Genomic DNA, 21,843 nt, shown 5'->3' with positions numbered 1-21,843 from the left:
GTAGTTCGTCTGCCTTTGCAAGCAGGCGGCAAAGGTTTATAAGCGCGCGTTATTTACGACGACGGGCCGCCCGGCCGAGATCGGGCGCACAAGCAGGTGAGTGAGATGGCAGAGAATTGGACCCCGAGCAGTTGGCGGCAGAAACCGATCCAGCAGGTGCCGGATTTTCCGGACAAGGCAGCGCTTGCAGAGACCGAAGCGCAGCTCGCAAGCTATCCGCCGCTGGTTTTTGCCGGTGAAGCTCGCCGCCTGAAGGCGCATCTTGCCAATGTTGCCGAGGGCAACGGCTTTCTGTTGCAGGGTGGCGATTGCGCCGAAAGCTTCGCCGAGCATGGTGCCGACACGATCCGCGACTTCTTCCGCGCCTTCCTGCAGATGGCCGTCGTCCTGACGTTCGGCGCGCAGCTGCCGGTCGTCAAGGTCGGCCGTATTGCCGGCCAGTTCGCCAAGCCGCGGTCTTCGAACATCGAAACGCAGAATGGCGTCTCGCTGCCGAGCTATCGCGGCGACATCATCAACGGTATCGACTTCAACGAAGAGTCACGCATCCCCAATCCGGAACGGCAGATGATGGCGTACCGCCAGTCTGCCGCGACGCTGAACCTGCTGCGCGCCTTCGCCATGGGTGGCTATGCCAACCTTGAAAACGTGCAGAAGTGGATGCTCGGCTTCGTCAAGGACAGCCCGCAGGGCGAGCGCTACCGCAAGCTCGCCGACCGCATCGGCGAGACCATGGACTTCATGCGCGCGATCGGCATCACCGCCGAGAGCAATGCGAGCCTGCGCGAGACCGATTTCTTTACCAGCCACGAGGCGCTGCTTCTGGGCTATGAAGAAGCCTTCACCCGCGTCGACTCCACGACCGGCGACTGGTACGCGACCTCCGGCCACATGCTCTGGATCGGCGACCGCACGCGCCAGGCCGATCACGCCCATGTCGAGTATTTCCGCGGCATCAAGAACCCGATCGGCTTGAAGTGCGGTCCTTCGCTGCAGGCGGACGATCTGCTCAACCTGATCGACATCCTCAATCCTGCGAACGAAGCCGGCCGTCTGACGCTGATCTGCCGTTTCGGCCACGACAAGGTTGCCGACAATCTGCCGCGCCTCATTCGCGCGGTCGAGCGCGAGGGCCGCAAGGTCGTATGGTCATGCGATCCGATGCACGGCAATACGATCACGCTCAACAACTACAAGACGCGCCCGTTCGAGCGCATCCTGTCGGAGGTGGAAAGCTTCTTCCAGATCCATCGCGCCGAAGGCACGCATCCGGGCGGCATCCATATCGAGATGACCGGCAAGGACGTGACCGAATGCACGGGCGGCGCCCGTGCCGTCGGCGCCGAGGACCTGCAGGACCGCTACCACACGCATTGCGACCCGCGCCTCAATGCCGACCAGGCACTCGAGCTGGCCTTCCTGCTTGCCGAGCGGATGAAGGGCGGCCGCGACGAGAAGCGGATGCGCGCTCACGGCTGAGCGAATGCAGATATGAGAATGGTGAAACGGGTCGGCTCCACGCCGGCCCGTTTCGCTTTTGTACGGGTCGTATCAATGCGGCTGAAAGGTCCTTCATTTCTTTGAGATTGACCGCGGCAAGGTTCTCGGGAAGGCTCCCCGAAAATCGGGAGCGACTATGACAAGCGAACATACCGGAGGCTGCCTTTGCGGCAGCGTGCGTTTAAGAACCAGTGGCAGACTGCGAGAGGTCGTCGCCTGCCATTGCTCGCAGTGCCGCAAGCAGACCGGGCTCTACTATGCCGCGACCAACGTGGCGGTCGATACGCTTTTCATCGAAGGGGAGGAGTCGATCACCTGGTATCGCGCCAGCACCTTCGCCCGCCGCGGCTTCTGCAAGACCTGCGGCTGCGCGCTGTTCTGGGCGGCGGATGGCGCCGACGAAATATCGATCATGGCGGGGCTGTTCGACCAGCCAAGCGATTTGCGGCTCGCCTATCACATTTATTGTGCCGACAAGGGTAACTATTACGAAATCACGGATGGCCTGCCGCAATACCGGCAAGGTCGGCCCGGATTGTTGACGGCGGGGCCTTCGGAATAATGTTTGCCTGGACAGGGCGTCTCTGCGTGGCGGATCGCCAGCCGTCTCGCTATTTGCGGATGATCGCCTCGATCGCCGATCCGATGATCTGGGGCACAAAGGCGAGCATCGCGATCAGCGACCATTTCCACAGGGCCTTGTATTGTTCCTGCTCGGCCATCTGCGGGGCGGAGACCAGTTCGTTCCTGAAATAGATGCAAAGCGCGAAAGCTATGACGGATAGCGCCGCAAACAGCGCCAGCGACACGAAAGCGGCTTTTCGGCCGAGCGTTGAGAGGCAGGCGACGGTAATGACCGTCAGCACGCAAGCGAGACCCGCGCCGGTCGAGAACGCGGCATGCGCCCATTGTGGGTGAACGAGCTCGGTACCGCGAAAGATCCCTTGCCATGCTGCGATCCAGCTCAACAGAGCCGTGGGCGTGAACCGGAGCAGCGTGGCGAAGATCTTCATTGCGGTGCTTCGATCCAGGCCGGCGCGAAGAACGAGCCGACGACGATCTTGTTGCGATCCAGAATTTCGTATCTCGCGTTTTCGAGCGTCGGATTTTTGGGCATCGAAACGGTGAAGCTGATTTCGTTTTCTTCGGGGTTGGCGATTTTCCAGCTCATGTCCTTGAAGGAGGAGGCCGCACGCAAATAGGCCGCGGCCGGGCTTTCGCTTTCAAGCCTTATCGTCATATCCAGCGGATTGCCTTCGTCGCGGCCTTCGATGCGGGAGAATCTGTAGGCTATGTTCTGCCGGTAGTTTCCCTCGCCATCTAGGTGCGTCGATGTCTTTCCTTCGATTTTCAGCATCGTGTCGTGAGACTTCTCTCGGTCCGAAGGGGCGAAAAGCTTGAAGAGCGTGTCGATATAGTCGGGTATCTTTTCGAGAATCCTGTCGCCGACACTGGTCGCCACGGGTCGGCAGCCGTCGCTATCCTGCTTTTGCATCTGCGTGCTGTCGGTGGCATGGCCGAGATACGGATCCACCAGCATTTCGGAAAGCGGCCCATATTCGAGGCAGGAATGCGCATCGATCGTCTGCCGGTTCACGAAGGTTCTCGATGAAGGCACCGCTTCACCCGGGAGCACGTAGCTTTTAGGCCCGGGTATTTTCCAATCTATCCAGAGATCCTTGTCGCCGTTGTTTTTAACGCAGCTTTCATAGACCTCCACATTCGCATCCCTGTAGACACGGCTGGAGGTTTCGAACGCGATACCGTTGAGCTGATGCGGCTTTACGATCTTGCTCGGACACTCGTCGGCTGAAGCGCCGTACACGGGCACGAGCAGGATCATGGCGGTCGAAATCGCCAAGAGAGACAGAGTGTGAAATTTCATGCGGCAATCTGGCATAAGCGGCCTCGCTCGGTGATCGCGTTTCGGGATCAACTCTTCAAGGATACAAACAGATTTCGGATGCTCTGATGCCGATCGGAACTTAATACTTGTGGTTTTCTACCGTCCGTCCTCGCGAATATATTAGATTTACGGCCGAGCCGGAAGCTTTAGTTTTTGGACACGCTTCCGGCGCTTGCTTCCATGTGCCTTCTAAGGACGGCAAATTCTTCCCGCAATGTGGCAAGCTCCGTCAGGACCTGCATATCGATCTTCTGGTGCAGCGAGAGAACTTCCAGTTCGGCCTTGAGATTGACCTCATAGTCCTTGGCGGCCTCGAAGCGGTCCCGCTCGGCCTGCCGGTTCTGCGACATCATGATAATCGGAGCCTGGATGGCCGCAAGCATGGAGAGGACAAGGTTCAGGAAGATGAACGGATAGGGGTCGAAGGCGCGCGTGGTCAGAAGGATGGTGTTGATGAGGCACCAGAAGACCAGGAACAGCAGAAACGCGACAATGAAGCCCCAGGAGCCGCCGACGCGGGCGATACCGTCCGCCAGACGCTGTCCGGTGGAGGATTCTGCCTTTATGGCCGCATTGATATCGGTGGATATGATTTTCCGCTCGTGCGCTTTGGCGAGGACGCGCTTTTCGATGTCACCGAGTTCATCGGCTGACTTGTCGAAATGCAGATGAACGAAGTTGGGCAAATTGTGCATAAGGGGGCTCCGGGAATCCTGATGGCATTCGATGCAACTATTCGACCAATGGGAAAAAATGCAACGGCGAAAGAGTTTTGGTCCCGATCGCGTAGGGAGCGACGATATTGTTGCGCTTCGCGGCAGCGGCATTGCTGTGCGGGAACAAAGGCTCGCATGTTCGAGGTTCTGGCCAGCCGAAAAGCCTCAGCCGGCCGCTTGCACCATCGTTGATGACGTCGAAGCTCGGATGCCGGTACGCCGGACCGCGTTCGTATCGTCATGCCTCGGCCAATGCGTCAGGGGAATTGTTCCCTCTAATCGCAGCGCGGGTTTTAGCTGCTTTCCTGGCCGACAATGTCCGCATGGGTGGGGAAGAAGCGCTCGAGCCCATATTGCTGTCCGAACATCATGTCATGCTGCAGATAGCGGTAGTCGCGCGTCATCGGGTCGATATCCTGCTCCTTGCGCGCCCAGTCCGGGAAAGCCTGGTTGTCTCGGGTCGCCAGCTGATAGCGGTCGACGATGTTGTATTTCTTCTGCACGCGGCCCAGGAACCCGGTGTAAAAAGGGTGCTCGTAGCCTGCGGTTTTCAGCAGCTGGTAAGGCAGCTGCGAGGGGCTGATGGTGCCGATGTCCTTGCGGGCGCCCTTCTTGCTCGACCAGATGACGAGTGGCGTCTCGTGCTCCTTTTTCATGACGTCGAGCGGCGCTTTCCGGGTCGCGACCTGCTGCGGCATATAGCCGGTGTCCGGGTAGACGTTGCCGAGGGGCGGCAGATGATCGCCCCAAAGGACGACGATCGTTTCGCGGTCGCGCTTTTCGGCCCAGTCCATCAGCATCCTGAGGCTGGCGTCGGCTTCGCGCACGCCCTGCGCATAGGTGGCAAGCGTCGCGCGGTCGTCATCGTTCAGATTTCCGCCGATATCGACGGTATTCTGAGCGTAGCGGTTGGCTTCGTAGGGGCCATGTCCCTGAAGGGTGACGGCAAAGAAGAAGAACGGGCGCTCGGCCGCGTCGCCCTCGCGCATGATTTCCTTCATCAGGGAGTCGTCGGCGGCGAACATGCCGCGCTTGTCCATGGGCGGCAGGGTTTCCTGCGTATGGAATTCCTCGAAGCCAAAAGCCTTGTAGACCTCGTTGCGATTCCAGAACCAGCCGCTGAAAGGGTGAAGGGCGCGCGCCGTATAGCCTTCACCACGGAAGAAGGTGGCAAGCGAGGGCATCGGGCGGCGCACATATTGCTGATAGGGAATGCTGCCATAGGGCAGGAAGGCGTTGGAGAAGCCGGTCAGCGCCTCGAATTCCACATTGGCGGTCATGCCGCCGAACTCCGGCGAGAAGACGTTTCCGGATTGCCGGGCGCGGATCGTCGGCATCGGATCGGGCGTGAAGGCGACGTTGGAAAGCCGTGTCGGATCCCAGAGGGATTCGCTCATCAGCACGATGACATCGGGCTTCTGACGCGGACCGGAGAGATAGCCGTAGTTCCGCGCCGGTATGGCGTCGATCGCGTTCGATCCGTAGCCGGCCGGTGACTTGACGTCGGCCATGGGCAGATTGAGCGCGAAGGCGATGACGAAGCCGTTATGGCTATAGTTTTCCTTCTGGTCCCAGACGATCGGAATGATGCCCAGCTTTTCGCGAATGAAAGAATATTGCGTCGGGTCCATCTGCGAGACGAAAAGCGCCGCCAGCGGCAGACAGATCGAAAGCCGGCCGAGGCGCTCCTTCGGTGACAGCGCTGCAGCATGACGCCGGATATAGCGCCAGAGCAAAGTCATGGCGGCCAGGCAGACGACGATACCGGCGACGAGCGCGACCGCCGTCCAGGGGCGATCCCTGACCATGACCGGCATCAGCTCCATGATCTGTCGTACGAACAGCAAGTCGGAGGGATAGAGCGGGTCGGACAGATAGTTCTGCTTCTGACTGGAAATGAAGGCCGGCACGACGAGCAGCGACGCGACGATCAGAGCCGACAGATGCACGCGGCCGATCAACGCGTCGAGGATCAGCATCGTCAGCATGACGATGCCGACCGTTGTCAAGCCGGGGCGGGAGGCCGAAAGGAGATAGGACGGGATGGCCGCGAACTCGCCGCGTGCGATCCATTCGACGGCGATGACAATGGACAAGGAGAACAGCATGGTCAGCGTCAGGCTCAGAAGCAGGCGCACGACAGCGGATCTTTGTCTCGCTGCGCCGATCTTCTGGAAAAGAGCAAGCCTGCCCGCCAAGGCGGACTCGATGACCAATGCGACCAAGGATTTCTCCAAATGCTACAAAGTATTCATAGAAGTGTCATGCTTCTGTCATGAACGGTGGATGAACCGCAAGGCAGGCTTAGTAATTTTCCGAGTAAAAATACCGCCTATGCGAGCAGCTCGATCTTTGATGCCTGGCGGGGAAGGAAGGCGGTTGCGGAAGAAAGATGCCGTCGTTAAATGTATGGCATGACAGAGCAAAGCCCGATTACCCACACCATCCGCATCGCCGTCGCGCAGCTTAATCCGACGGTCGGTGACGTCTTAGGCAACCTCGCCAAGGCGCGAGAGGCGCGGGCGGAAGCAGCGCGCGAAGGCGCGCAGCTCATATTGCTGACGGAATTGTTCATTTCCGGCTACCCGCCGGAAGATCTCGTGTTGAAGCCGGCCTTCATTCGCGCCTGCTGGAAAGCGGTGGAAAGCCTTGCGGCAGATACCGCCGACGGCGGCCCTGGCGTCGTTATCGGTTTTCCCCGGCAGGACGATACCGGCCGCTACAATTCGGTAGCCGTGCTGGACGGCGGCAAGGTCATCTTCATCCGGGACAAGGTCGACTTGCCGAACTATGGCGAGTTCGACGAGAAGCGGGTTTTCGACGAAGGGACGATCGCAGGGCCAGTCAATTTCCGAGGCGTCCGTATCGGCATACCGATTTGCGAGGAGATCTGGAACGATCTCGGAATCTGCGAGACGCTGGCGGAAAGCGGTGCGGAAATCCTGCTAGTCCCCAATGGTTCGCCTTACTATCGCGGCAAGGTCGATGTCCGTCATCAGGTCGCTTTGCGGCAGGTGATCGAGTCGGGCCTGCCGCTCATCTTCGCTGCGCAGGTCGGCGGTCAGGACGAACTGGTTTTCGACGGCGCGAGCTTCGGCTTCAATGCCGACAAGACGCTGGCCTTCCAGATGAGCCAGTTCGAAACCGCCCTGGCGATCACCACCTGGAAGAAGAACGGCGACGGATGGCACTGCGCCGAAGGCCCGATGGCTCATATTCCGGAAGGCGAGGAGGCGGATTATCGCGCCTGCCTGCTGGGCTTCCGCGACTATGTCAACAAGAACGGCTTCAAGTCGGTCGTTCTCGGCCTTTCCGGCGGCATCGATTCCGCGATCTGCGCTGCGATCGCCGTCGATGCGCTCGGCGAGGAGCGCGTGCGCACCGTCATGCTGCCTTACCGCTATACGTCGCAGGATTCGCTGAAGGATGCGGCCGACTGCGCCAAGGCGCTTGGCTGCCGCTACGATATCGTGCCGATCGAGGATCCTGTCACCGGTTTCAGCTCGGCCTTGTCCGACCTGTTCGAAGGCACGGAAAGCGGGATCACCGAGGAAAACCTGCAGAGCCGCGCCCGCGGCACCATCCTGATGGCGATCTCCAACAAGTTCGGCTCGATGGTGGTGACGACGGGCAACAAGTCGGAAATGTCTGTCGGATACGCCACGCTCTACGGCGACATGAACGGCGGCTTTAATCCGATCAAGGATCTCTACAAGATGCAGGTCTATGCGCTGTCGCGCTGGCGCAACCTGCATGTGCCGCCCGGCGCGCTCGGGCCTTCGGGCGAGGTGATCCCCTACAACATCATCGACAAGGCGCCTTCGGCGGAGCTCAGGCCGAACCAGACGGACCAGGATTCGCTTCCGCCCTATCCGGTGCTCGACGATATCCTCGAATGCCTGGTGGAGAAGGAAATGTCCGTCGAAGAGATCGTGGCGCGCGGCCATGACATCGCGACGGTGCATCGCGTCGAGCATTTGCTCTATCTCGCGGAATACAAGCGCCGCCAGTCGGCGCCGGGCGTGAAGATCACCAAGAAGAATTTCGGCCGCGACCGTCGCTATCCGATCACCAATCGGTTCCGCGATCGCTGATCGCGCCTTCATCGCAGGAAGAGGACGAATGCGCAGCTCGGTCGAGATCTACAACATCCGTACCGGCGGGAACCGGGTTGCCTGGCAGACGGACCAGCTGGTCGAGGCGCCGAACTATTCGCCGGATGGACGCTATCTGTTGCTGAACGGCGATGGGCTGCTGTATCGACTGCCGCTGGATGGCAGTGGCGAGGCGGCGCGTGTCGATACCGGCTTTGCGACGCGATGCAACAACGATCACGGCATCTCGCCCGATGGCTCGCTGATTGCGATTTCCGACAAGACCGAGCATGGCAAGGCCTGCATCTATGTCTTGCCGGCAGCGGGCGGCACGCCAAGGCAGGTGACGACCAATCTTCCGTCCTACTGGCACGGCTGGTCTCCGGACGGAAAGCGTTTCTCCTACTGCGGCATCCGCAACGACGTCTTCGATATCTACACGATCTCGATCGACGGCGGCGAGGAGACGCGGCTGACACACGGCGAGGGCCGCAATGACGGCCCTGATTTCTCCGCCGACGGGCAGTGGATCTACTTCAACTCGAGCCGCACCGGCCTGATGCAGATCTGGCGCATCCATCCCGATGGCACCGGCCTGCAGCAAGTGACCCATGACAATTACGGCAACTGGTTTGCGCATCCGTCGCCGAAGAACGACAAGGTCGTCCTGATCTCCTACGATCCGGACGTCTTCGATCATCCGCGCGACCTTAATGTGCGGATGCGGCTGATGGACATGGACGGCAGCAATATCACGACGCTGTTCGAACTCTTCGGCGGCCAGGGCAGCATCAACGTGCCGAACTGGTCACCGGATGGTGATGCGTTCGCCTATGTGCGTTACGAGCCCGTCTGACCCTCTGGACAGAGTGCAACCGGCGCTATAGATCTGGGTGCGTTCGCAGGGCGCATCCGATCCGCGGGAAGGGCAAGGCCCACCTGATGCACGTAGAATGAGACTGCCACACCTCTTTTCAGTCTGTGGGCGCGGATACCGGACGTAAATGGAAGGAGGTCTATCGTGACCACGCGCTCTTTGGCGAGCACCGCCACACTCGATTCCCTGAAAAAGCAGGCCAAGTCTTTCCTCAAGGCCGTTCAATCCGGCGATGCTTCGGCACGCAGCCGCGTTGCGCCGTATTTTACCGACATCGCCCATGTCGGATTGCAGGACGTCCAGCTCGTCCTCGCCCGCGAATTCGGCTTCTCCAGCTGGACGAAGCTCAAGGCGCATCTGGAAAGCGGCGACCGCAAGCATGTTCCGCGAGATCAGCTGGCCAACCGTTTCCTATCGCTCGCAACGGTCTCCTATTTTGGCAACATTCCGGCCGATCCAGCGCGCTTCGATGAGGCGCGGCAGTTGCTCGAGGAAAATCCGGATATTGCCGGAGAGAACATCCATATTGCCGCGGCGCTTGGGGATGCCGATGGCATCGGGCGCTGGCTGGATCGCCAGCCGCAGCTGCTCGACCGCAGGGGCGGGCCCTACGACTGGTCTCCGTTGATGTATGCCGCCTATGCCCGCCTGCCGGGCAGATCCAGCCTGCCGGCCGCCCGCGAGCTCGTCAGGCGCGGGGCCGATATCAACGCCGTCTTCCTCGATAGCGGCCAGTATCGGTTCACCGTATTGACCGGCGTCTTCGGAGAGGGCGAGGCGGGAAAAATCCGCCAGCCGCAGCATCCGGATTGCGATGCGTTCGCGCGTTTGCTGCTGGAGGCCGGCGCGGAAGCCAATGACAGCCAGGCGCTCTACAACCGGATGTTCGAGCCGGACGATACGTGCCTGACCCTCCTGCTGGAATACGGTCTTTCGGCCGAAGACAGGAACAATTGGCTGGTGCGCGAAGATGGCAGGCTGGTCGCAAATTCGCAGACCGTGTTCGACTATCAGCTGGCATGGGCGCTGGAGCATCGCATGGGCTCGCGCGTGCGCCTGCTGGTGGAGCATGGCGCCGATGTCAGCAGACCGGTTAACGGCAGAACACCTTATGAATGGGCGCGTCTTGGCGGCGACAGCGAGCTGGCGGCATATCTGGTGCGCAAGGGCGCGGTCGCGGTTCGCCTAAAACCGGCAGATTGGGCTTATATCCAGATAAAGAGCGGCGATATATCCGCCGATCAGATCAACGCCGTTTTCAGGCAAATGCCGGGCGGGGACGACCTCGATATCGCGGCGGCGTTGCAGAAGGCTCATCCCGCCATGCTGCACGAGGCTGCCGGCGACAACGATCTCGGCGTCGTCCGCCGGATGCTGGACCTCGGCATCGACGTCAATGCCATGACCAGCCGCACGCCGCTGCATGAAGCAGCGCTTCATGGCAATATGGACATGGCCAAGCTGTTGATCGATCATGGTGCCGATACCACCCTGCGCGATCCATATTTCGCCGCGCCGGCGATCGGCTGGGCCGAATACAACGGCAAGCCGGAAATGGTCGAGTTTCTGAGAGCCTATCCGCTCGATGTCTTCGCTGCCGCGGCCTTCGGCCAGGTGGAGCAGTTGACGGATCTCCTCAACCGGCATCCGGAGCAGCTGGATATTCGCTTCGGCGACATCCGTCCGCACGGGCAGCCTACCGATCGCGATTGGATGACGCCGCTCGGCTTTGCCATCGGCAACCGGCGGGCTGAGGCCGTGCGTTTCCTGCTTGAGCGCGGCGCCGACCGCGCGGTCAGAGATGCATCCGGAAGGTCCTATCGCGATCTTGCGCAGGAGACGGATGACGATGTCATCGTTTCCCTGCTGCGCCAGCCCGGTACGGCTTGAAAACATGGCGGCCGGAGCTGTTCCAAAGAGAATGGACAGGGCTTTCCGGCCCGCTTTGCGTGAAAGCGAATAGATGGGGCGGTCAGGCGAGTATGAAACGCTTGGCCGCTCTATTGCGCCTGCTGCGGCCCGGCTGCCTTCGGGTGCTTCAAGTCGATGCTGCCCTGATCGGTCGCGAGAAATTGAGGTCCGACCTGGCGAACCTGATGGGCTGAAGGATCGTAGGGGCGATCCGGCGGAAACTGCTGCGGTTCGGCTTGCGTTACCGCCGGCGCTTTCGTCTGGGGTGCCTGCCTTCGCTCGAGACTGGAATTCTTCTGCAGCCTGGGCGCTTCGATGACGGTGATGGAGCTTTCGGGCTGTGCCAGGGACTGTTCCTGCGGCGCATAGGCATCCAGTTTCGTGCGGGTATCGATGACGATATCCGGCGTGGCGGAAGCCGGCAGGCTGCAGCCGTTTCGTTGCATCGTATCCAGCAATTGCCGGCGCTGCACGGTCACGACATCGTCTCGGCCGTGGCTCTGCTCGCGCTGGTCCATCAGCGTGGCGAGATCGTGCCGCATCTGATCGAGCGACATCCTCATGTCGTCGCAGGCGCCCTGATCGTCCTGTCCTTCGATCGCCACGCCGCCATAGTCTACGCAACCCTGATTGCGCAGATCGCTCATTGTCCGGCGGATCATCATGTTTTGCTGCACGATGTCGCGCGACAGCTGGCGCGTCTCCTGGCTCGCGCCGATCACTTCGTTGATGTTCACGTAGCGACCGCGCAATTCGTCGCAGAAATTAACCTGCGCGAAGCTGGGTGTGGCCGTCAGCAAGGACAGCAAGGCAAAGGAAGCGTATTTTGTGCCGCGATACACGGTTCTTCTCTCGAAAGCGGTTCGATTCCGCTGAAGCCTATACCTTCGAGCTTAACAACGTATCCATCAAAACACATGGATTTCGAGAGGAATTTTACGAAATTGCAACTCGCAGCCGCCATCCGGCGGCTGCGAGAAAGAGTTGATCAGGCGAGCTGCGATGCCTCGACGACGGCGAGAGCCGCCATGTTGACCACACCGCGGGACGTGACCGAAGGCGAGAGAATGTGGGCTGGAAGCGCCGTGCCGAGCAGGATCGGGCCGACATGCAGGCCATCGGTCATCGTCTTGACCACGCCAAGCGTGATGTTGGCGGCATCGAGGTTCGGGAAGACGAGCAGATTGGCTTCGCCGGAAAGCGCGCTGTCCGGCATGACATGGCGGCGCAGGCTCTCGGAAATGGCGCTGTCGCCGTGCATTTCGCCGTCGATTTCCAGGTCGGGCGCGGCTTTGCGCACCAGCGCCAGAGCGTTGCGCATCTTTGTCGCGCTTTCGGATTCCCGGGAACCGAAGTTGGAATGCGAGACGAGAGCGGCGCGCGGCTCGATGCCGAAGCGCTTGATTTCCTGCGCGGCCAGCACGGTCGATTCCGCGATTTCCTCGGCGGTCGGATTAAACGTCACATAGGTATCGGCGTAGAAGGTGGTGCCGCGCTGCGAAATAAGCAGGCTGAGCGCGGAGAAATCCCGAACGTCCGGCCGCTTGCCGATGACCTGCCGGACGACGCGCAGATGGCGCTCGTAGCGGCCTTCGAGGCCGCAGATGAGCGCATCGGCTTCACCGCGCTTCAGGGCCAGCGCGCCGATCACGGTCGTATTGGTACGTACGATCGTGCGAGCGGCTTCGGGGATCACGCCGGCGCGGCCGACGAGCGAGAAATAGAGCTCGACATATTCGCGGAAGCGCGGGTCGTCTTCCGGGTTGATAACGGCGAAATCGGTATGCGGGCGGATCTTCAGGCCATAGCGCTTCAGGCGGGTCTCGATGACGGAAGGACGGCCGATCAGGATCGGGACGGCCGTGCCTTCTTCCAGCAAGACCTGGGCGGCGCGCAGCACGCGCTCGTCCTCGCCTTCGGAGAAGACGACGCGCTTGCGTTCGGCGATCTTCGCGGCCGCGAAGATCGGCTTCATGATGAAGCCGGAGCGGAAGACGAAGCGGTTGAGCTCGTCCATATAGGCGTCGAAATCGGTGATCGGACGCAGCGCCACGCCGCTGTCGGCAGCCGCCTTCGCCACGGCCGGCGCGATGCGCAGGATGAGGCGCGGATCGAAGGGCGAGGGGATCAGGTAGTTGGGGCCGAAGACCGGCGTCTCACCGGTATAGGCGCGGGCGGCGACGTCGGACGGCTCCTCGCGGGCGAGAGCGGCGATGGCGCGCACGGCGGCCATCTTCATCTCTTCGTTGATCGTCTTGGCGCCGCAATCGAGCGCGCCGCGGAAGATATAGGGGAAGCAGAGAACGTTGTTTACCTGGTTCGGGAAATCCGAACGGCCGGTGCAGATCATGGCATCGGGACGGGCTGCGCGGGCGAGATCCGGCATGATTTCCGGCGTCGGATTGGCGAGCGCCATAATCAGCGGCTTTTCCGCCATCTGCTCGAGCAGTTCCGGCTTCAGGACGCCGGCCGCCGAAAGGCCGAGGAAGACATCGGCGCCCGGAATGGATTCGGCCAGCACGCGCTTATCGCTGTCCTGCGCGTAGACCGACTTCCATTCGTCCATCAGGACGTTGCGGTCCTTGTAGACCAGGCCTTCGATGTCGTGGACCCAGATGTTTTCGCGCCGAGCGCCGAGCGTCACGAGCAGGTTGAGACAGGCGAGTGCCGCGGCCCCTGCGCCGGAGGCGACGATCTTGACGTCTTCGATCTTCTTGCCGGCCAGTTCCAGCCCGTTGAGGATGGCGGCTGCGACGATGATGGCGGTGCCGTGCTGATCGTCGTGGAAGACCGGAATTTCCATCTTCTCGCGCAGGCGGCGCTCGACGTCGAAGCATTCCGGCGCCTTGATGTCTTCGAGGTTGATGCCGCCGAAAGTCGGCTCGAGCGCCGAAATCGTGTTGACCATCTCATCGACGGTGGGAGCTGCAATTTCGATGTCGAAGACGTCGATGCCGGCGAACTTCTTGAAGAGAACGGCCTTGCCTTCCATGACGGGCTTGGAGGCGAGCGGGCCGATATTGCCAAGGCCGAGCACGGCGGAACCGTTCGAAATCACGGCAACGAGATTGGCGCGCGACGTATAGTCGGCCGCCGTTTCCGGATTGTCGCGGATGGCGATGCAGGGGGCTGCGACGCCCGGGGAATAGGCAAGCGCGAGGTCACGCTGGTTGCCCAGCGGCTTGGTCGCCTGGATTTCCAGCTTGCCGGGGCGGGGATAGCGATGGAAATAGAGCGCCTGTTCGTCGAGATTTCCGCTCGCCATGTTCTTGGCTGCTTTCGAAGTGTCGTTCGTATCCAAGTCGCGTCTCCATTCCTGCCTGCGCTAGAGCCCCCTGCATACATCAATCGCTCCGCCTTCACAGTATGCAATCGACGTCGCAATGCGTTTTTGCCATGGCAAAACTGAATTGCCTTTTCTGCAATGGTGACATGAGAGCCTTCGCGCGGGTCGCATTTGTTGCGCTCGCGTCGTCGCTCGTTCGTTGCGCCGATGTCGGTTACTTCGATCCTTTAGCTCTTTCGGCGGGATGGCGTGGCGATGCATGGCTGGATGAGCGGCACATACCGCGAAGAGCCATGTTTCGCCTTGGTGTTGCCAGTTTTTCAAGCGACCGTCAGGACCTTGCGATCGCGGCGGGACGCGGCTGAACCTGGCCTATAAGCCGTCAAACACAGGGCTTGTCATCTTCCTGAAACACGAGTCTGGTTTTGGAATAGCCAAGGTAGGATAGGGCACGGACAAAAAGTTCGTGAATGAAAACATGGACACCCGGCGATTTCGAACGCTGTTCATTTCTGACGTGCACCTGGGCTCGAAGGCCGCCAAGGCGGACTACCTGCTCGACTTTCTCCGCTATCACGAAGCCGACACCATCTTCCTGGTCGGCGATATCGTCGACGGCTGGCGGCTGAAGCGAAACTGGTACTGGCCCCAGGATTGCAATGACGTCGTGCAGAAGCTTCTGCGCAAGGCGCGCAAGGGCACGCGCATCGTCTATATTCCCGGCAACCACGATGAATTCCTGCGGGATTTCCCCGGCATGCACTTCGGCGGTATCGAGGTCGCGCAGCGCGCCATTCACGAAACGGCAGACGGCAAGAAGTATCTTGTCCTGCACGGTGACGAATTCGACGTGGTCGTCCGCAACGCGCGTCTGCTCGCCTATCTCGGCGATTGGGCCTATGACATGGCCATCCTGATCAATATCGGTCTTGCCGCGGTGCGCCGCCGCCTCAACATGCCTTACTGGTCCTTCTCGGCCTGGGCGAAGCTGCAGGTGAAGCACGCCGTCAACTTCATCGGCGAATTCCAGCGCGTCGTCGCCGAAGAGGCCAAGCGCAACGATGCCGATGGCGTGATCTGCGGCCATATCCACCATGCCGTCATCGAGGATCTGGATGGCGTGCGCTACATCAACACCGGCGACTGGGTGGAAAGCTGCACGGCGATCGCCGAGCACGAAGACGGCACCTTCGAGCTCATCACATGGCGAACCATCCTGGAGACGCAACCGGCAGGTTCCCCGGCAGAGGAGTTGCTGCGGCCTCTCGGCGCTCAGGCGGCGTAATTTTTACGCTTCTTCACGGCCCTGATAATAGCGTGTCATAATTATTGATCGCTTAAGAACGGCTGCGCCTCGGGATTTTTCCGAAACGTTACGGTTTTGGCCATTTCTCGCCATAGTCGTGCTCACGATAGCGTGATAGGGACAAATCAGTTCCCCTTCAGGTCTGTCATGATTCCCGCGATAAAGTCCTTCCAGGGCGAGGGTGCGCCCCCGTATTTCCGCTTGCGCACCGCCTTGTCCTATTGTGCGCCGTTGTTCGTCAACGGAGTTGCCCTGCCGTTCTTTCCCGTCTGGCTGGCGGGGCTGAATTTCAACGACCACGAGATCGGTCTCGTGATCGCCATTCCCATGGTCGTGCGCGTTCTCGTGACGCCCGTCATCGCCACGCTGGCCGATCATATGACGGAGCGCGCCGACGTGCTTCTATGGTCCGGCGCCCTTTCGCTTCTGACGGCGATCGCGCTCTACTGGACCAGCGATTTCTGGCCGGTGCTTCTGGTGTACGGCATCCAGGGCGCGACCTATGCGCCATACGTGCCGGTGGTCGAATCCATCGCGATGTCGGGCGTGCGCCGCTGGGGGTTCGATTACGGCTCCATGCGGGTCTGGGGATCGATCACCTTCATCCTGTCGACCCTCCTCGGCGGTCAGCTGATCAGCATGTGGGGCGGAACCACCGTGTTGCCCGTCATGGTGGCTGGCTTCATCCTCACGACGCTGATGGGGCTGTTCGCCCCGCGCATCGGACCGACGCGCCGCCAGAACCAGCCGATCAACCTGCAGTCGCCGACCGGGAATTTGCGTTCTCCGCAGCTGCTCATCACCATGATCGGGGTGTCGGTGCAGCAGTCGAGCCACGCGATGCTTTATACGTTCGCGTCGATCTACTGGCGCAAGCTCGGCTTTTCGGGTGCCGAAATCGCCGTTTTGTGGAGCATCGGCGTCGCGGCCGAGGTCATGGTTTTCTTCCTGTCGAAAAAATTGAGCCGGCGGTTCAGTGCATGGACGCTGATCTTCTTCGGCTCGAGCATGTGCATTCTGCGCTGGGTCCTGTTTCCGATCAATCTCGGTTTCATCGGCTATTTCGTGCTGCAGTGTTTTCATTCCTGCACCTATGCCTGCGTCCATACGGGCATTCAGCGCCGCATCGTCGCATCGGTCCATGAAACGCAGGAATCATCCGCGCAGGGCGCCTACTATTTCTACAACGGCATGTTTCTCGGCCTGATGACGCTGGCATCCGGATATCTCTATGCGTGGCTCGATCTGTCGAGCTACTATGTCATGGCCGGTGTCGCCGCCCTGGGCCTCGCCATGGTCGTTTTCGCCTATGGGCTGAGGACCAGAAACCCGGTGATTGGCGGAGGCGCTCACGGCGTATCCTGACACGGCTTAACAAATTCATTTGGATATCAAAAACCCGTGACATATGTTGTCGGCGGCATGAGATGGATATTCCCTGTTCGGTCGGTGTATGAAGCATCGATTCCAGCGGGCTCTCCGAGTCGGTATGTTGTGACAGATTTGAAAGACGCATGAATTTGAAAGCAGCCGAACAGAAGTCCGACGCACCGAGGATCGATGATGCGCCCGAGGGTGCAGGCCATCGCTATCGACTTGAGGGCAATTGGCGCAGCGCCAACGTGCATGGCGTCTTGCGACAGATCGAGCAGTTGTCGAAGCGCAGCTCCGGCGGCGAGGTCGTGATCGATCTTTCCGGCCTCTCGGATGTCGATACCGCCGGCGCGCTGCTGATTCGCCGTCTCAAAGAGAGTCAGGAAGCACACCAGGCTCATGTTACGATCGAGGGGTCGGACCCCCATATCGACGAATTGCTGACGGCCTTCGATGCGCATCCGGACGATCAGGCCGCATCGCCGAAGCCGGAGAAGTCCTTGCCGGAACGGCTTTTCGCGCCCATCGGCAAGAGCGTCTACGACATATGGGGCAATCTCGTCGCCGCCATGTACATTTTGGGTTCGGCGGTGCGCGGCGCGCAGCTCAAGTTCGGGCGCGGCAGCGGCGTTTCGCCGGCTTCGATCATCAATCAGATCGACCATATGGCGGTGCGCGCCGTTCCGATCATCCTGCTGATGTCGTCGCTGATCGGTGCGATCATCGCGCAGCAGGGCGCTTTCCAGCTGCGCTATTTCGGTGCCGAGGTCTTCGTCGTCGATCTGGTCGGCATCCTGCAATTGCGTGAAATCGGCGTGCTTCTGACGGCGATCATGATCGCCGGCCGTTCCGGCAGCGCAATCACCGCGGAAATCGGCTCGATGAAGATGCGCGAGGAAGTGGACGCGCTGAAGGTCATGGGTCTCAATCCCATCGGCGTGCTCATCTTCCCGAGGCTCGTGGCTCTGACGGTTGCCTTGCCGCTGCTGACGGTTATTGCCAACTTCGCTTCGCTTTTCGGTGCCGCCATGGTCGCATGGGCCTATTCCGGCATCACCGTTGCGACCTTCATTTCCCGCCTGCACGAGGCGATCAGCCTTTCCACGGTCATTTCGGGCATGATCAAGGCGCCGTTCATGGCGCTGGTCATCGGCATCGTCGCGGCGGTGGAGGGATTGAAGGTTGGAGGCAGTGCCGAGTCGCTGGGTCAGCATGTGACCTCATCGGTGGTGAAATCGATTTTCGTGGTTATCCTGATGGACGGGCTGTTCGCCATGTTCTACGCAGCGATCGATTTCTGAGGGATGTCAACGATGAGCGCGCTTCACTCGGAAATCCCATTGGACAAGGATGAACATGGCAGGGACATCGTGCTGTCGGCGCAGGATGTCACCGTTGCCTTCGGGTCGAAGGTCGTCCTCGACAAATTGAACCTGAACATCTATCGCGGCGAAATCCTGGGATTCGTCGGGGCCTCGGGTGCCGGCAAGTCCGTTCTGCTGCGCACGGTACTGCGATTGCTGCCACGCCGCTCGGGCAAGATCGAGATTCTCGGCGAAGATTACGACAAGCTCGACGAGCAGGACCGCAACCGGCTGGACATGCGCCTCGGGGTGCTCTTCCAGCAGGGTGCGCTGTTTTCTTCGCTGACGGTGAAGGAAAACATCCAGGTGCCGATGCGGGAATATCTGGATCTGCCCAAGGAGATGATGGACGAGCTGGCGCTGATGAAGATCCGCATGGTGGGTCTGGCTGCCGACGCCGCCGACAAATATCCGTCCGAGCTTTCCGGCGGCATGATCAAGCGCGCCGCGCTGGCCAGAGCCCTGGCGCTCGATCCGGATCTCGTCTTTCTCGACGAACCGACATCGGGTCTCGACCCGATCGGCGCTTCGGAGTTCGACGAGCTGATCGCGAGGCTGCGCGACACGCTCGGCCTCACCGTTTATATGGTGACTCACGATCTCGACAGCCTGTTTTCCGTCTGCGACCGTATTGCTGTTCTCGGACAGAAGCGGGTATTGGTGGAAGGCACGGTCGAGGACATGCTCGCCTGTGATGACCCCTGGGTGCAATCTTACTTCAGGGGAAAGCGCGCACGCTCGATCGTGCCGCGGGAAGACATCAGGGAACGCAACGACGACAAAGGCGCAAGCGCCCACAGCCGCGAGAAGTGACTGGAGACAATGGAAACCAAAGCCAATTACACGATCGTCGGGTTCTTTACGCTGCTTGTCATCGCGGCTGCCTTCGGTTTCGTCTACTGGATGGCGGAGTATGGCCGGGGCGGTCCCATGGTCGAACTCGTCGTGCGCATTCCCGGTTCGGCGAACGGATTGAGCGTCGGCTCGCCGGTTCGCTTCAACGGTATCCAGGTCGGGTCTGTTCAGAGCCTCTCCATCGACGCTGATGATCCAAACTATTCGCTGGCTTTCACGCAGGTGCGCGCGGATGCGCCGGTCTACACCTCGACCAAGGCCATCCTTGAAATCCAGGGTCTCACGGGCGCTGCCTATATCGAGCTTTCCGGCGGCCGCAACGGCGACGAAAACATCCTGAAGCGCTCGATCGATACCGGCAAGCGGGCGGTGCTGCTCGCCGACCAATCGAGCGTGACGAACTTGCTGACGACGGCGGACAAGATTCTGAACCGTGCCAACGACACGATCGGCGACATCCAGGGCTTCGTGTCGGATTCTCGCGGACCCCTGACCGATACGGTGCGCAACGCGCAGAAGTTCTCCAAGGCGATTGCCGACAATTCCGACAATATCGACAAGTTCCTGGCAAGCGTCGGCCAGCTTTCCGACACCTTCAAGACGGTATCGACCCGTGTCGATTCGACGCTGGATGCGATCGAGAAGCTGGTGCGTGCGGTCGATGCGCAGAAGGTCAACGACGTCATAGCCAATGCGGACAAGATCACCGCGAACGTGGCGGATGCGACGACCGATCTGAAGGCGACGGTCGCAAGCTTCAAGCAGACGGCGGACACATACAACACCTTTGGACAGAACGCGCAGAAGACGCTCGATCGCGTCGATGCGATCGTTGCGCAGATCGATCCCGCCAAGATCAAGGGATCGGTTGACGATATTGCCGACGTGACGAAACAGGCGCGCGTCGCGGTCGCATCGATACGGGATGTCGCCAATTCGGTTGCGGCCCGTCAGCAGGACATCGATCAGACGATCGCCAATGCCCGCGATATCTCCACGAAGCTCAATGCGGCGTCCGGCAAGGTGGATGGCATCCTCACGAAGCTCGATTCCCTGCTTGGCAGCGACAGCACGCAATCGCTGTTTGCCGAGGCCAAGGATACGCTCCAGTCCTTCAAGAACATGGCTGACAACCTCAATTCTCGCATCGGTCCGATTGCCGACAATCTGCAGCGGTTCTCCAGCAGCGGCCTGCGCGATGCGCAGACCCTCATCAACGACATACGGGGCACGGTTGACAATCTGAATAGCACAATCACTAATTTTGACCGCAATCCGCAGCGACTGATTTTCGGTGGCGATACGGTCAAGACATATGACGGCCGCGCGCGGCATTGATGAAGAGCGATATCTGGTCTCCGGGGGATAAGCTGAATATGGTCGGTTGCGTGTCGAGTGAGCGTCATCAGGTGTGGAAAGCTGTGATCGCATTGCCGTTGCTTGCGGCCCTGCTTGCAGGCTGTGGAACCTCTTCCAACAACGATACCTACGATCTTTCCGCCTCGGTGAAGGCGAACGGGCCATCGGTCAAGAAGCGCCAGATCCTTATTCCGCCGCCGACCGCATTACAGGCGCTGGACAGCAACCAGATCGTCATCCGCGTTTCGGGTTCGGAGATCCAGTATCTCGGCAAGTCGCAATGGAGCGACAAGCTGAGCCGGATGGTGCAGTCGAAACTGGTCGAAGCGTTCGAAAACACCGGCAAGCTCGGTGGCGTCGGCGTGCCGGGGCAGGGGCTTGCGATCGACTATCAGATCGTCACGGATATCCGTGCCTTCGAGATCAACGCATCGGGCGGCCAGAAGACGGCTACGGTCGAAATCTCGGAAAAGATCCTGAACGACCGTACGGGTACGGTGAAGGCGCAGAACGTCTTCCGCAAGGTCGTGCCCATCAGCGGCAGCAGCAATCCCGATTTCGTTCGTGCGCTTGACGCTGCGTTTGCAGGCGTGGCCGGCGAGCTCGTCGACTGGACCTTGCGCTCTCTCTAGGCGCGGATTTCCGGAAGCACTGCGCAGCTTATTCGTTTTTGCCATATGGTTCCGAACAGAGGCGGCTGTGCACCTTTGCCGGAGCCATCCTAGCGCTCCATAAGCTCTTTCAGCGTTTTCAGGTCCCGCATGACGTGCGCAGCGTCAGCCGTGAACTGTTGCTCGTCCATGCCCGGGAGCCGGAGCAGCGTGAACATGACCTCGCTGCCATCGCCGTTCGGTACGATGCGCAACGCATTGTGAACCTGAAGGCCGGATTCCAGCGTCACTCGATGGTCGATGACGCCGAAATCGTTGGGCGGCGCGAAGCGCACGCGGGCCGTCCCAAGGGTGCCTTCTGCGATCCAGTCATCGCCGTCCTGCGTCAGTCCCGATGCCAAGCCGGAAGCCCATGACGGCATGTTTTCCGGGCGGCTGGCATAGTCGTAGACCTCTCTCCAGTCGCGATCGATGGAGATGTGCACGATCTTTGCGCTCATGGTCGACATGGTGGTTTCCTCCTCTATATCATCCTGCATACGGCTCTGATCGGTCGTGTAGACGCTGGTTCGGAAATGCATGAATCACGAATCCCGCAACATTCTTGCACAGTCCTGCAAAGGGAACGATTCACGGCTTGCGAAGGCTTGCCGTTTTTCGTCCGGAGTGCAACAACAACCCCCA

The 21,843-nt window shown here is 60.3% G+C and carries 18 protein-coding genes; 11 read left to right on the top strand and 7 right to left on the bottom strand.

What is annotated here, in order from left to right:
* Positions 1–105 precede the first annotated feature (105 nt).
* Positions 106–1,479, top strand: coding sequence for a class II 3-deoxy-7-phosphoheptulonate synthase (locus ACQZ6J_RS00645; protein ID WP_163990892.1), 1,374 nt, complete (start codon positions 106–108; stop codon positions 1,477–1,479).
* A gap of 157 nt (positions 1,480–1,636) precedes the next feature.
* Complete coding sequence (locus ACQZ6J_RS00640) at positions 1,637–2,062, top strand: GFA family protein (RefSeq protein WP_449081199.1); 426 nt, start codon at positions 1,637–1,639, stop codon at positions 2,060–2,062.
* A gap of 49 nt (positions 2,063–2,111) precedes the next feature.
* On the opposite strand, the gene ACQZ6J_RS00635 is transcribed toward ACQZ6J_RS00640, so the two are convergent.
* The 4 genes from ACQZ6J_RS00635 to ACQZ6J_RS00620 all read right to left on the bottom strand — a co-directional run bounded on the left by ACQZ6J_RS00635 (position 2,112) and on the right by ACQZ6J_RS00620 (position 6,290).
* Complete coding sequence (locus ACQZ6J_RS00635; protein WP_449081197.1) at positions 2,112–2,513, bottom strand: hypothetical protein; 402 nt, start codon at positions 2,511–2,513, stop codon at positions 2,112–2,114.
* The gene (locus ACQZ6J_RS00630) at positions 2,510–3,385 is read right to left on the bottom strand and encodes a hypothetical protein (protein WP_163990898.1); all 876 of its coding nucleotides are present in this window, start codon (positions 3,383–3,385) and stop codon (positions 2,510–2,512) included. The genes ACQZ6J_RS00635 and ACQZ6J_RS00630 overlap by 4 nt, the downstream gene beginning before the upstream one ends.
* A gap of 167 nt (positions 3,386–3,552) precedes the next feature.
* The gene (locus ACQZ6J_RS00625) at positions 3,553–4,101 is read right to left on the bottom strand and encodes a DUF1003 domain-containing protein (RefSeq protein ID WP_163990900.1); all 549 of its coding nucleotides are present in this window, start codon (positions 4,099–4,101) and stop codon (positions 3,553–3,555) included.
* 314 nt (positions 4,102–4,415) lie between these two features.
* A complete protein-coding gene (locus ACQZ6J_RS00620) occupies positions 4,416–6,290 on the bottom strand; it encodes an LTA synthase family protein (protein WP_449082722.1) in 1,875 nt (624 codons plus the stop codon).
* 246 nt (positions 6,291–6,536) lie between these two features.
* Between ACQZ6J_RS00620 and ACQZ6J_RS00615 the strand changes: the two genes are divergently transcribed.
* From ACQZ6J_RS00615 to ACQZ6J_RS00605, 3 genes are all read left to right on the top strand, one after another.
* Positions 6,537–8,216 (top strand): NAD+ synthase, encoded by a 1,680-nt coding sequence (locus tag ACQZ6J_RS00615; protein ID WP_449081194.1) that lies wholly within the window; start codon positions 6,537–6,539, stop codon positions 8,214–8,216.
* 28 nt (positions 8,217–8,244) lie between these two features.
* Entirely contained in the window at positions 8,245–9,072 is an 828-nt protein-coding gene (locus ACQZ6J_RS00610; RefSeq protein ID WP_449081192.1) for a TolB family protein, read from the top strand.
* 165 nt (positions 9,073–9,237) lie between these two features.
* The gene (locus tag ACQZ6J_RS00605; RefSeq protein ID WP_449081190.1) at positions 9,238–10,983 is read left to right on the top strand and encodes an ankyrin repeat domain-containing protein; all 1,746 of its coding nucleotides are present in this window, start codon (positions 9,238–9,240) and stop codon (positions 10,981–10,983) included.
* Between the two features lie 110 nt (positions 10,984–11,093).
* On the opposite strand, the gene ACQZ6J_RS00600 is transcribed toward ACQZ6J_RS00605, so the two are convergent.
* Positions 11,094–11,846: a hypothetical protein gene (locus tag ACQZ6J_RS00600; RefSeq protein ID WP_449081188.1), complete on the bottom strand. Its 753-nt coding sequence runs from the start codon at positions 11,844–11,846 to the stop codon at positions 11,094–11,096.
* 146 nt (positions 11,847–11,992) lie between these two features.
* Positions 11,993–14,269, bottom strand: coding sequence for an NADP-dependent malic enzyme (locus ACQZ6J_RS00595; protein ID WP_449082720.1), 2,277 nt, complete (start codon positions 14,267–14,269; stop codon positions 11,993–11,995).
* A 499-nt stretch (positions 14,270–14,768) separates the two neighbouring features.
* On the opposite strand from ACQZ6J_RS00595, the gene ACQZ6J_RS00590 reads away from it, so the two are divergent.
* From ACQZ6J_RS00590 to ACQZ6J_RS00565, 6 genes are all read left to right on the top strand, one after another.
* Positions 14,769–15,575 carry a UDP-2,3-diacylglucosamine diphosphatase gene (locus ACQZ6J_RS00590; RefSeq protein WP_449082718.1) on the top strand — a complete coding sequence of 269 codons (807 nt, stop codon included), beginning with the start codon at positions 14,769–14,771 and terminating at the stop codon, positions 15,573–15,575.
* A 168-nt stretch (positions 15,576–15,743) separates the two neighbouring features.
* The gene (locus ACQZ6J_RS00585; RefSeq protein WP_163990917.1) at positions 15,744–16,961 is read left to right on the top strand and encodes an MFS transporter; all 1,218 of its coding nucleotides are present in this window, start codon (positions 15,744–15,746) and stop codon (positions 16,959–16,961) included.
* Positions 16,962–17,110: 149 nt separating this feature from the next.
* The gene (locus tag ACQZ6J_RS00580) at positions 17,111–18,271 is read left to right on the top strand and encodes an ABC transporter permease (RefSeq protein WP_163990920.1); all 1,161 of its coding nucleotides are present in this window, start codon (positions 17,111–17,113) and stop codon (positions 18,269–18,271) included.
* 12 nt (positions 18,272–18,283) lie between these two features.
* The gene (locus ACQZ6J_RS00575; protein ID WP_163990921.1) at positions 18,284–19,147 is read left to right on the top strand and encodes an ABC transporter ATP-binding protein; all 864 of its coding nucleotides are present in this window, start codon (positions 18,284–18,286) and stop codon (positions 19,145–19,147) included.
* A gap of 9 nt (positions 19,148–19,156) precedes the next feature.
* Positions 19,157–20,527 (top strand): MlaD family protein, encoded by a 1,371-nt coding sequence (locus tag ACQZ6J_RS00570; RefSeq protein ID WP_163990923.1) that lies wholly within the window; start codon positions 19,157–19,159, stop codon positions 20,525–20,527.
* 38 nt (positions 20,528–20,565) lie between these two features.
* Positions 20,566–21,180: an ABC-type transport auxiliary lipoprotein family protein gene (locus tag ACQZ6J_RS00565; protein ID WP_163991124.1), complete on the top strand. Its 615-nt coding sequence runs from the start codon at positions 20,566–20,568 to the stop codon at positions 21,178–21,180.
* A gap of 89 nt (positions 21,181–21,269) precedes the next feature.
* On the opposite strand, the gene ACQZ6J_RS00560 is transcribed toward ACQZ6J_RS00565, so the two are convergent.
* The gene (locus tag ACQZ6J_RS00560; protein WP_449082716.1) at positions 21,270–21,668 is read right to left on the bottom strand and encodes an SRPBCC family protein; all 399 of its coding nucleotides are present in this window, start codon (positions 21,666–21,668) and stop codon (positions 21,270–21,272) included.
* Between the last annotated feature and the right edge of the window lie 175 nt (positions 21,669–21,843).

Source organism: Rhizobium sp. A37_96 (genome assembly GCF_053521765.1).
This window is presented reverse-complemented; position numbering and strand designations above follow the sequence as displayed.

Excerpts from the sequence above, each read along its gene's own strand:
- ACQZ6J_RS00570 (WP_163990923.1), top strand. The coding sequence starts at position 19,157 with ATGGAAACCAAAGCCAATTACACGATCGTCGGGTTCTTTACGCTGCTT.
- ACQZ6J_RS00615 (WP_449081194.1), top strand. The coding sequence starts at position 6,537 with ATGACAGAGCAAAGCCCGATTACCCACACCATCCGCATCGCCGTCGCG.
- ACQZ6J_RS00630 (WP_163990898.1), bottom strand. The coding sequence starts at position 3,385 with ATGAAATTTCACACTCTGTCTCTCTTGGCGATTTCGACCGCCATGATC.
- ACQZ6J_RS00585 (WP_163990917.1), top strand. The coding sequence starts at position 15,744 with ATGATTCCCGCGATAAAGTCCTTCCAGGGCGAGGGTGCGCCCCCGTAT.
- ACQZ6J_RS00645 (WP_163990892.1), top strand. The coding sequence starts at position 106 with ATGGCAGAGAATTGGACCCCGAGCAGTTGGCGGCAGAAACCGATCCAG.
- ACQZ6J_RS00575 (WP_163990921.1), top strand. The coding sequence starts at position 18,284 with ATGAGCGCGCTTCACTCGGAAATCCCATTGGACAAGGATGAACATGGC.
- ACQZ6J_RS00560 (WP_449082716.1), bottom strand. The coding sequence starts at position 21,668 with ATGTCGACCATGAGCGCAAAGATCGTGCACATCTCCATCGATCGCGAC.
- ACQZ6J_RS00640 (WP_449081199.1), top strand. The coding sequence starts at position 1,637 with ATGACAAGCGAACATACCGGAGGCTGCCTTTGCGGCAGCGTGCGTTTA.
- ACQZ6J_RS00595 (WP_449082720.1), bottom strand. The coding sequence starts at position 14,269 with ATGGCGAGCGGAAATCTCGACGAACAGGCGCTCTATTTCCATCGCTAT.
- ACQZ6J_RS00625 (WP_163990900.1), bottom strand. The coding sequence starts at position 4,101 with ATGCACAATTTGCCCAACTTCGTTCATCTGCATTTCGACAAGTCAGCC.
- ACQZ6J_RS00635 (WP_449081197.1), bottom strand. The coding sequence starts at position 2,513 with ATGAAGATCTTCGCCACGCTGCTCCGGTTCACGCCCACGGCTCTGTTG.
- ACQZ6J_RS00565 (WP_163991124.1), top strand. The coding sequence starts at position 20,566 with ATGGTCGGTTGCGTGTCGAGTGAGCGTCATCAGGTGTGGAAAGCTGTG.
- ACQZ6J_RS00590 (WP_449082718.1), top strand. The coding sequence starts at position 14,769 with ATGGACACCCGGCGATTTCGAACGCTGTTCATTTCTGACGTGCACCTG.
- ACQZ6J_RS00610 (WP_449081192.1), top strand. The coding sequence starts at position 8,245 with ATGCGCAGCTCGGTCGAGATCTACAACATCCGTACCGGCGGGAACCGG.
- ACQZ6J_RS00580 (WP_163990920.1), top strand. The coding sequence starts at position 17,111 with ATGAATTTGAAAGCAGCCGAACAGAAGTCCGACGCACCGAGGATCGAT.